Here is a 6,978-nt window from a genome sequence, read left to right as displayed (position 1 = left end):
GTTTTCGAGGAGGCCGGAATCGTGGTCAGGGAGCACGATCTCCGCGTCGCCGGGCTGATCGAGTTCGTCTTTCCCGCCCGGCCGGAATGGAACATGTCCACGAGCCTCTTCACCGCGCGCCGCTGGACCGGCGACCCGGTCGAAAGCCAGGAAATCATCCCGGAGTGGTTCCCGGTCACGTCCCTGCCGTTGGCGCGCATGTGGCAGGATGCCGAACACTGGCTGCCGCTGGCATTGGGGGAGCGCGCTGTGGACGCCGTCATCATCCTGAACGATGACAACGAGACCGTGGCCTCGGCGGAATATTCTTTGCGGGGCGTGTAACCCCGGCCCGGAAGCCGGAAACAATACAGTTATCCAGCAGTTCGGACATTTGATATTTGGGGGATGCGTGCTTTCGGAGCGCGAGTTGGCGTTTATCGCCATTCATAAAGACAACTATCCGCAGGTCTACAGGTTTGTCCGGCGGCGGGTGGAATCGGTCGAACTGGCGGAGGAACTCGCCGCGGATGTCTTCCGGGTGGTGTGGCAAAAGTGGGACGACGCGCCCCGGACGGATACGGCGTGGCTCCTGACGGTGGCCCGCAACCTGATCGGGAACGCGTACCGGAGCAGGGACCGGCAGGAGGCGCTCCAGGACAAGGTGCGCTCCGCGGCCGTAGTCCGGTTCGGCGGCGACTCGGACAACGTGGCGGTCCAGGACGCCCTGGCCGCTCTTCGGGAGAACGACCGGGACATCCTCCAGCTCGCGTACTGGGATGAATTGGGTATCGCGGAAATTGCCGGTGTGCTGCACTGCAGCGAGGCCGCCGCCAAGGTCCGGCTGCACCGGGCACGGGCCGCCTTTCGCAAGCACATGCCGGCAGGCGCTGAAACGATGACACAGAAGATGGGTGCCTGAGATGGATCCGATCAAGAACATGATTTCCGCGACGGACCCGATACACAGCGATCCGTCCGTGCCCGACGGTGAGGCAGCCTTGCGCAGGATACTCACCGAGCCCGCGGAGTTTAGCGACAGCCTGCCGCGCAATGTCTTTTCCCTCGCGGACCGGAAGCGCCGGCGGGCCCGGCTGGCCGGCGTGCTCACACTGGCGGCGGCGGCCGTCACGGCCGGCGTCCTCGTGGCCACCAACCTGGGGTCCCTCACCACCGCCCCCGTACCGGCGGCCACCGTCACTCCGACGGCGACCGCTTCCCCGACGGCCTCAGCGGCAGCATCGGCTAGCGTGTCGCCGTCGGCGGCCCCGATGCCGACGGCAGCGGCAAGCGTGCCGGCAGCCACCGGAACCGTCGTCTGTACGAAGGACAGCGTGGTCGGCGTTCAGAGCTGGTTCGCTGACCAATTGCCTGCCGCACAGGTTGCGGGCTGTGCGGGAGACTGGATGGCATTGAGCATGACGGCCTCAGGCGGCCAGACGGACACCGKCAGTTGGTTCTGGATGGCCAAGCTGACTGACCGCAAGTACATCATCGACGCTGACCAGCCGTGGGCGAACATGCCGGGCTGGGATCAGGCGGCGGAGAACAATGAGCGGCTGACGGCGGAACAGTACATGGACGGGCAATTCGCGTCCAAGGGAATTCCCGTGGAGCTTCGAACGGCTCTCGTTGKCACACCGGCGCCGGGCAGCCTGGCCGCGCGGGGGATCAAGACGTACGAGTATTTCTCCACGGGCTATAAATTGGCTTTCAACTACCCGGCTGCCTGGCAACTCGCCGACTCATCCGAGAGCATTGCGCTATCAAACGGTCCGGGGACTTCCCTCACGGATTCCGCCGGCAAGGAAGTGGCACGGCTGTCATTCGGTGATACCTATGACTGGATCACCAGCGGGTGTCTCAACAACGCACCGTACAAGGTCCTCGACAGCCAGCCGATGGCAGGACTCCCGGTCGACCCGGCCGCGCCGGCACAGGGAACCCCGAGGTTCGCTTACGTCGCCATGACCTCAGCAGCAAATGACGGAGGCCCCGTCCAAGCGGGGATAGGGATTACGAACCGCATCGCCGGACAGGACGGGATCGGCTGCGTCCTTGATTTCGCGGTACAARGCCCGGATTCTTTGAAGTTTTACAGCTTCGCGGATCGTCGTCCCCTCGGCGGAGCCACGTGGGGCCTCTACAAGTTCCAGACCATGGACGAGGCCCTGGCCTTCACCCGTACCCAGGCCTACAAGGACCTCAAGACGGTCATCACCTCGCTGAGCGTCACTAAGGTCGGCTAGGACCAGCCCGCGGGCACAACGAAGCGGGCCGGTCACCTTCAGGTKACCGGCCCGCCGTCGTGCGTTGTTCGAAAATTACGGCAGGTGCCGTTCCTCGACGCCGTTGTACTCGCTCAACGGGCGGATCAGGGAGTTCGATTCCAGCTGCTCCATGATGTGCGCCGTCCAGCCCGTGATGCGGCTGGCGACGAACAGGGGAGTGAAGGTGGGGGTGTCGAAGCCCATGAGGTGGTAGGTCGGGCCGGCCGGGTAGTCMAGGTTCGGCTTGATCGCCTTGGCCTCGTCCATCGCCGTTTCCAGGCCGTTGTAGAGGCCCAGCAGCTCCGGGCGGCCGTAGTGCGCGATCATCTTGTCCAGGGCCGCCTTCATGGTGGGCACCCGCGAGTCGCCGTGCTTGTAGACACGGTGGCCGAAGCCCATGACCTTGCGCTTGTGGGCCAGGGCGTCCTCCATCCAGGCCTTGGCCCGTGCATGGGCCTCGTCCAGCGACTCCTCCTGCCGGATACCGATCTCGTCGAAGGTGTGCATGACGGCCTCGTTGGCGCCGCCGTGCAGCGGGMCCTTGAGCGCTCCGATCGCCCCGGTCACGGCCGAGTGCAGGTCCGAGAGCGTTGAGGTGATCACGCGGGCCGTGAAGGTCGAGGCGTTGAACGAGTGCTCGGCGTAGAGGATCATCGAGACGTTGAAGGCGTCCACGACTTCCTGGACCGGTTCCTCGCCGAAGGCCATCCAGAGGAAGTTCGCCGAGTAGCCCAGATCGTCGCGGGGCGCCACGAYGTCCTGACCGTGCCGGCGGCGCTGGTCGTAGGCCACGATCGCCGGCATCGCCGCGAAGAGGTCGATCGCCTTGGCCATGTTGGCCTCGCGGGAGGAGTCCTCCGCGAGCGGGTGCCGTGCGCCCATGACGGAGGCTGCCGTGCGGCAGACGTCCATCGGGTGCGAGGTGGTGGGCAGCGCGTCCACCACCTGTTTGACCACGGGATCGATGGGGCRTCCGGCGCGTTCCCGCGCGGTGAACTCGGCCAGCTGCTCCGCGGTGGGCAGTTCGCCGTTCCAAAGCAGGTAGGCGACTTCCTCGAAGCTGCACTTGGCTGCCAGTTCCTGGACGGGATAGCCGCGGTAGAGCAGCGAGTTGGTGTCCGGGTTGACCTTTGAGACCGCGGTGTAGTCCACCACGACGCCGGCGAGGCCCTTCTTAATGTCCTGTTCAGCCATGCTGAAACTCCTTTGTTCCTAACGCCTGTATACCGGCACGCGCCGGCGGTTCCATGCGGGGCTTACTGACCTGGGATGTGGAAATTAAAGACTCCGGTATCGAAACGGTTGTAAGCCTCATAATCAACGAGATCGTACAAACGCGCACGGGTCAGCATGCTCCCAACCTGTGCCTCCTGGGTTCCGTCGGCCTTAATCGATTCCAGAGTACGCTCCGCAGCCCCCATGGCACTACGGAGAAGCGTCACCGGATATATCACCATATTGACTCCGACGCCGGCGAGCTCGTCCACCGTGAACAGGGCGCTCTGGCCGAATTCGGTCATGTTGGCCAGAATCGGGACGTCGACGGCGTCGCGGATCGCCTGGAACTCGCTCAGGTCCTTCATGGCCTCCGGGAAGATCGCGTCCGCCCCGGCCTCCACGAGGGCCTTTGCCCGGTCCTGGGCGGCCTGGAGACCGTCCGTGGCGCGGATGTCGGTCCGGGCCATGATCAGGAAGTTCGGGTCGCGGCGGGCGTCGGCCGCGGCCCGGATCCGCTTGGTCGCGGTCTCGAGGTCCACCACGTTCTTGCCGTCCAGGTGGCCGCAGCGCTTCGGGTTGAACTGGTCCTCGATGTGGCAGCCGGCCAAACCGGCATTCTCGAGTTCCTGGACGGACCGTGCCACGTTCATCGGCTCGCCGAAGCCCGTGTCGGCGTCCACGATGGACGGCAGGTCGGTCATCCGGGCAATCTGCCCGGCCCGGGTGGCGACTTCGGTGAGCGTGGTCAGCCCGATGTCCGGCAGGCCGAGGTCGTTGGCCAGGACAGCGCCGGAAATGTAGACGCCSGCGAAGCCCTTTTCCTCGATCAGCCGGGCCGAGAGCGGGTTGAATGCGCCCGGGAATTGCTGGATGGTGCCGGAGGCCAGGAGCTCCCGGAACCGGATCCGCTTCTGCTCCGGCGTGGTCTTCGAGTACAGCATTAGAAGAGTCCCTTCGGGGCGGCGGCGAGGTCGATCACGCCGTCGGCCGCCTGGATGTTCAGCTGGTCAAGCTCACCGGCGGCGAGCTCGGGAAGCCGCGCGGCGGCGGCGAGGAAGCGCTCGATCTCCTCGTCGGCCACGAGGCCGGCGGCGAGGGTGCGGAATTTGTTGACGTACTGTTCCCGCGCGAACGGCCGGGCTCCCAGCGGGTGGGCGTCGGCGACGGCGATCGACTCCGTGATGACGGTGCCGTCCTTGAGCGTGATGACCACGGTGCCGCCGAACGCCTTCTCGGCGATGTCCAGGGAGTGGTAGCGGCGGGTCCATTCCGGGTCCTCGACGGTGGTGACCTTGTGCCACAGCTCCACGGTGTCCGGGCGGGCGGCGCGTTCCGGGGCGTAGGAATCGACGTGGTGCCACGCGCCGTCCTGCAGGGCGACGGTGAAGATGTACGGGATGGAGTGGTCCAGGGTTTCGCGGCTGGCCGTGGGGCTGTACTTCTGCGGGTCGTTGGCGCCGGAGCCGATCACGTAGTGCGTGTGGTGGCTGGTCTTGATCAGCACGGAGTCGACGTTGGCCGGGTCCGTGACCTCGGGGTGTTCTCCGTGCAGTTTGCGTGCCAGGTCGATCCAGGCCTGCGCCTGGTACTCGGCCGAGTGCTCCTTGGTGTAGGTGTCCAGGATGGCGCGCTTGGCCTCGCCGGCCTCGGGCAGAGGCACCATGTAGGAGGCGTCCGGGCCGTCGAGCATCCAGGCGATCACTCCGTCTTCGCCCTCGTAGATCGGCACGGGGGAGGTMTGGCCGCGCATGGCACGGTCCGCGGATTCGACGGCCATCTTGCCGGCGAACGCGGGGGCATGGGCCTTCCAAGTGGAGATTTCGCCCTTGCGGGACTGCCGGGTGGCGGTGGTGGTGTGCAGGGCCTGGCCGACGGACTGGAAKATGGTCTCGACGTCGAGACCCAGCAGCGTGCCGATGCCGGCCGCCGCGGAGGGGCCGAGGTGGGCCACATGGTCGATCTTGTGCTTGTGCAGGCAGATGGCCTTGACCAGGTTGACCTGGATTTCGTAGCCGGTGGCGATTCCGCGGATCAAATCATGTCCGCTGGAGCCGACGTGCTGGGCGACGGCGAGGATCGGCGGAATGTTATCGCCCGGGTGGGAGTAATCCGCGGCCAGGAAGGTGTCGTGATAGTCGAGCTCACGGACCGCGACGCCGTTGGCCCACGCGGCCCACTCCGGGGCCACGCGCTCTTCGATGCCGAAGACCTTCGATMCCTTGCCGCCGGTGGTCGGGCCGTGGGTGAGGGCCTGGGCCCGGGCCGCGACGATCGGGGCACGGTTCAGCGAGGCGATAGCCACGGAGGCGTTGTCGATGATCCGGTTGATCACCATGTCCGTGACCTCATCGGTCACCTCCACGKGATCCGCGGCCACCGTGGCGATCTTGTGGGCAAGYTGGTCCTCGCGGKGCAGGTTTTCCTCGCTCTTGTAAACGCGGACGTGGTGTTCCTTGACCATGGTGCTCCTTTTAGTGAGGTGTATGCGTGGCTTTGACGTGGGAAAGACTGCGGTGCAGGTGAAGCGTGGTGGCGGCCTCGGCCAGCCGCGGGTTGCCGGCGGCGATCGCCTCGGCGATGGCGGCGTGCTCGGCGGCGGCCGCGGTCAGCCGGGCGGCGTCGTCGGCGGCCAGGCGCCGGACGCGCACGAGGTGGACGCGGAGGCTGCGCATGGCCTGGGCGAGGTACGCGTTGGAGATGGCTGCGTCGATCGCCGCGTCCAGCCGCCCAACCAGTTCGTAGTACTCATGCAGGGCCGGGTCCTCGCCGCCGATCAGTTCCGGGGCCTGGAGCAGCTCGCGGCGGAGCTGGTCGAACGTCGCCCGGTCACCGCGCTCGGCGGCCAKGGCGGCGGCTTTCCCTTCGAGKGTTTCGCGCAATTCGAACAGTTCGTCGATGTCGTCCAGGGAAATATCGGTCACGACGACGCCGCGGCCGCCCGCCGTCGTCGTCAGCCCTTCGGCCGTGAGCCGGCTCAGGGCCTCGCGCAGCGGGGTACGCGAGATGCCMAGGCGCTCCGACTGCTMGACCTCGGCGAGGACTGTGCCGGGCAGGAGGCGCCACTCGATGATGTCGTCGCGCAGTGCCGCGTAGGCCTTGTCGCTGGCGCGCATCCTGCCCCCCTTCGTTGCTGAGCCCTGCAGTGGTGATCACCAACAGTGTATACACGCAAGGGCCAATTGCCCAGTACTCGGCGGATAAAGCGCAGAAATTGGCCTTCTGTGTATACAGAACTCTTGTGTTGGCGGTCCGCCGCGGTCTACCATGGGCTGCATCACACCGTCGTGGACAGGATGTATCTCATGGTCACCAAGAGCTACCGGGACGCCTACAAACGTAGCCTCGAACAGCCCGCAGAGTTCTGGCTGGACGCTGCCCGGGGGATCTCCTGGACCACCGGGCCCCAGCAGGCCCTCGATGCCAGCAGGGCGCCGCTCTACGACTGGTTTCCCGACGGAGTCCTGAACACCTCCTACAACGCGCTCGACCGGCACGTGGCGGAGGGCAGGGG

General features: G+C 66.1%; 8 protein-coding genes. 4 read left to right on the top strand and 4 right to left on the bottom strand.

Annotated elements, in window-relative coordinates; all coding sequences use genetic code 11:
* From AC1DBQ_RS20340 to AC1DBQ_RS20330, 3 genes are all read left to right on the top strand, one after another.
* Nucleotides 1-324 (top strand): NUDIX hydrolase (locus tag AC1DBQ_RS20340; RefSeq protein ID WP_476930231.1); only part of this gene is annotated, 324 nt, incomplete at its 5' end.
* Nucleotides 325-409: 85 nt separating this feature from the next.
* Nucleotides 410-901 carry an RNA polymerase sigma factor gene (locus AC1DBQ_RS20335; RefSeq protein ID WP_476930230.1) on the top strand — a complete coding sequence of 164 codons (492 nt, stop codon included), beginning with the start codon at nt 410-412 and terminating at the stop codon, nt 899-901.
* Nucleotides 894-2,228 (top strand): hypothetical protein, encoded by a 1,335-nt coding sequence (locus AC1DBQ_RS20330; RefSeq protein ID WP_476930229.1) that lies wholly within the window; start codon nt 894-896, stop codon nt 2,226-2,228. The genes AC1DBQ_RS20335 and AC1DBQ_RS20330 overlap by 8 nt, the downstream gene beginning before the upstream one ends.
* Before the next feature lie 75 nt (nt 2,229-2,303).
* Here AC1DBQ_RS20330 and AC1DBQ_RS20325 read toward each other — a convergent pair whose 3' ends face one another.
* From AC1DBQ_RS20325 to AC1DBQ_RS20310, 4 genes are all read right to left on the bottom strand, one after another.
* Nucleotides 2,304-3,443, bottom strand: coding sequence for a bifunctional 2-methylcitrate synthase/citrate synthase (locus AC1DBQ_RS20325; protein WP_476930228.1), 1,140 nt, complete (start codon nt 3,441-3,443; stop codon nt 2,304-2,306).
* 62 nt (nt 3,444-3,505) lie between these two features.
* Nucleotides 3,506-4,408: a methylisocitrate lyase gene (gene prpB, locus AC1DBQ_RS20320; protein WP_091255778.1), complete on the bottom strand. Its 903-nt coding sequence runs from the start codon at nt 4,406-4,408 to the stop codon at nt 3,506-3,508.
* On the bottom strand, nt 4,408-5,928 hold the full coding sequence (locus AC1DBQ_RS20315; RefSeq protein ID WP_476930227.1) for an MmgE/PrpD family protein: 1,521 nt from the start codon (nt 5,926-5,928) through the stop codon (nt 4,408-4,410). The genes prpB and AC1DBQ_RS20315 overlap by 1 nt, the downstream gene beginning before the upstream one ends.
* Before the next feature lie 10 nt (nt 5,929-5,938).
* Nucleotides 5,939-6,580, bottom strand: coding sequence for a GntR family transcriptional regulator (locus AC1DBQ_RS20310; RefSeq protein WP_476930226.1), 642 nt, complete (start codon nt 6,578-6,580; stop codon nt 5,939-5,941).
* Nucleotides 6,581-6,769: 189 nt separating this feature from the next.
* On the opposite strand from AC1DBQ_RS20310, the gene AC1DBQ_RS20305 reads away from it, so the two are divergent.
* Nucleotides 6,770-6,978: acetyl-coenzyme A synthetase N-terminal domain-containing protein (locus AC1DBQ_RS20305; RefSeq protein ID WP_476930225.1), on the top strand; the 209-nt coding region annotated here is incomplete at its 3' end.

The organism is Arthrobacter sp. 10T413_2 (genome assembly GCF_056394205.1).
This window is presented reverse-complemented; position numbering and strand designations above follow the sequence as displayed.